Source organism: Streptomyces sp. NPDC048560 (assembly GCF_040650955.1).
Taxonomy (GTDB): domain Bacteria; phylum Actinomycetota; class Actinomycetes; order Streptomycetales; family Streptomycetaceae; genus Streptomyces.
On the sequence record NZ_JBEZIJ010000024.1, the window covers coordinates 1 to 3,181 of the forward strand.

1 rRNA gene is annotated in these 3,181 nt (G+C 56.1%); it reads left to right on the forward strand.

Features of this window, described 5'->3' with window-relative positions:
• Positions 1 to 32 precede the first annotated feature (32 nt).
• A 23S ribosomal RNA gene (locus AB0C82_RS34455) occupies positions 33 to 3,159 on the forward strand.
• The last annotated feature ends 22 nt before the right edge of the window (positions 3,160 to 3,181 follow it).

A 3,181-nucleotide genomic window follows, 5' to 3' on the forward strand; every position in this document is an offset into this window, starting at 1 on the left:
TTGAGAACTGCACAGTGGACGCGAGCATCTGTGGCCAAGTTTTTAAGGGCGCACGGTGGATGCCTTGGCACCAGGAACCGATGAAGGACGTGGGAGGCCACGATAGTCCCCGGGGAGCTGTCAACCAAGCTTTGATCCGGGGGTTTCCGAATGGGGAAACCCGGCAGTCGTCATGGGCTGTCACCCACTGCTGAACACATAGGCAGTGTGGAGGGAACGCGGGGAAGTGAAACATCTCAGTACCCGCAGGAAGAGAAAACAACCGTGATTCCGGGAGTAGTGGCGAGCGAAACTGGATGAGGCCAAACCGTATGCGTGTGATACCCGGCAGGGGTTGCGCATACGGGGTTGTGGGAGTTCTTTTTCATAGTCTGCCGGCTGTGAGACGAGTCAGAAACCGTTGGTGTAGGCGAAGGACATGCGAAAGGTCCGGCGTAGAGGGTAAGACCCCCGTAGCTGAAACATCAACGGCTCGTTTAAGAACCACCCAAGTAGCACGGGGCCCGAGAAATCCCGTGTGAATCTGGCGGGACCACCCGCTAAGCCTAAATATTCCCTGGTGACCGATAGCGGATAGTACCGTGAGGGAATGGTGAAAAGTACCGCGGGAGCGGAGTGAAATAGTACCTGAAACCGTGTGCCTACAAGCCGTGGGAGCGTCGCTGTTGTTCTTCGGAACAGCAGTCGTGACTGCGTGCCTTTTGAAGAATGAGCCTGCGAGTTAGCGGTGTGTAGCGAGGTTAACCCGTGTGGGGAAGCCGTAGCGAAAGCGAGTCCGAATAGGGCGATTGAGTTGCACGCTCTAGACCCGAAGCGGAGTGATCTAGCCATGGGCAGGTTGAAGCGGAGGTAAGACTTCGTGGAGGACCGAACCCACCAGGGTTGAAAACCTGGGGGATGACCTGTGGTTAGGGGTGAAAGGCCAATCAAACTCCGTGATAGCTGGTTCTCCCCGAAATGCATTTAGGTGCAGCGTCGTGTGTTTCTTGCCGGAGGTAGAGCACTGGATAGGCGATGGGCCCTACCGGGTTACTGACCTTAGCCAAACTCCGAATGCCGGTAAGTGAGAGCACGGCAGTGAGACTGTGGGGGATAAGCTCCATGGTCGAGAGGGAAACAGCCCAGAGCATCGACTAAGGCCCCTAAGCGTACGCTAAGTGGGAAAGGATGTGGAGTCGCAGAGACAACCAGGAGGTTGGCTTAGAAGCAGCCACCCTTGAAAGAGTGCGTAATAGCTCACTGGTCAAGTGATTCCGCGCCGACAATGTAGCGGGGCTCAAGCGTACCGCCGAAGTCGTGTCATTCATACACATATCCCCAACGGGAGTATGGATGGGTAGGGGAGCGTCGTGTGCCGGGTGAAGCAGCCGCGGAAGCGAGTTGTGGACGGTTCACGAGTGAGAATGCAGGCATGAGTAGCGATACACACGTGAGAAACGTGTGCGCCGATTGACTAAGGGTTCCTGGGTCAAGCTGATCTGCCCAGGGTAAGTCGGGACCTAAGGCGAGGCCGACAGGCGTAGTCGATGGACAACCGGTTGATATTCCGGTACCCGCTTTGAAACGCCCAGTACTGAATCAGGCGATGCTAAGTCCGTGAAGCCGGCCCGATCTCTTCGGAGTTGAGGGTAGTGGTGGAGCCGATGAACCAGACTTGTAGTAGGTAAGCGATGGGGTGACGCAGGAAGGTAGTCCAACCCGGGCGATGGTTGTTCCCGGGGTAAGGGTGTAGGCCGTGTGATAGGCAAATCCGTCACACATTAAGGCTGAGACCTGATGCCGAGCCGATTGTGGTGAAGTGGATGATCCTATGCTGCCGAGAAAAGCCTCTAGCGAGTTTCATGGCGGCCCGTACCCTAAACCGACTCAGGTGGTCAGGTAGAGAATACCGAGGCGTTCGGGTGAACTATGGTTAAGGAACTCGGCAAAATGCCCCCGTAACTTCGGGAGAAGGGGGGCCATCACTGGTGATCCGATTTACTCGGTGAGCTGGGGGTGGCCGCAGAGACCAGCGAGAAGCGACTGTTTACTAAAAACACAGGTCCGTGCGAAGCCGTAAGGCGATGTATACGGACTGACGCCTGCCCGGTGCTGGAACGTTAAGGGGACCGGTTAGTGCACTTTCGGGTGTGCGAAGCTGAGAACTTAAGCGCCAGTAAACGGCGGTGGTAACTATAACCATCCTAAGGTAGCGAAATTCCTTGTCGGGTAAGTTCCGACCTGCACGAATGGCGTAACGACTTCTCGACTGTCTCAACCATAGGCCCGGTGAAATTGCACTACGAGTAAAGATGCTCGTTTCGCGCAGCAGGACGGAAAGACCCCGGGACCTTTACTATAGTTTGATATTGGTGTTCGGTTCGGCTTGTGTAGGATAGGTGGGAGACTTTGAAGCAGCCACGCCAGTGGTTGTGGAGTCGCCGTTGAAATACCACTCTGGTCGTGCTGGATGTCTAACCTGGGTCCGTGATCCGGATCAGGGACAGTGTCTGATGGGTAGTTTAACTGGGGCGGTTGCCTCCTAAAGAGTAACGGAGGCGCCCAAAGGTTCCCTCAGCCTGGTTGGCAATCAGGTGTTGAGTGTAAGTGCACAAGGGAGCTTGACTGTGAGACCGACGGGTCGAGCAGGGACGAAAGTCGGGACTAGTGATCCGGCAGTGGCTTGTGGAAGCGCTGTCGCTCAACGGATAAAAGGTACCCCGGGGATAACAGGCTGATCTTCCCCAAGAGTCCATATCGACGGGATGGTTTGGCACCTCGATGTCGGCTCGTCGCATCCTGGGGCTGGAGTCGGTCCCAAGGGTTGGGCTGTTCGCCCATTAAAGCGGTACGCGAGCTGGGTTTAGAACGTCGTGAGACAGTTCGGTCCCTATCCGCTGTGCGCGTAGGAATATTGAGAAGGGCTGTCCCTAGTACGAGAGGACCGGGACGGACGAACCTCTGGTGTGCCAGTTGTCCTGCCAAGGGCATGGCTGGTTGGCTACGTTCGGAAAGGATAACCGCTGAAAGCATCTAAGCGGGAAGCCTGCTTCGAGATGAGTATTCCCACCCCCTTTGAGGGGTTAAGGCTCCCAGTAGACGACTGGGTTGATAGGCCAGATGTGGAAGCCCGGTAACGGGTGGAGCTGACTGGTACTAATAGGCCGAGGGCTTGTCCTCAGTTGCTCGCGTCCACTGTGTT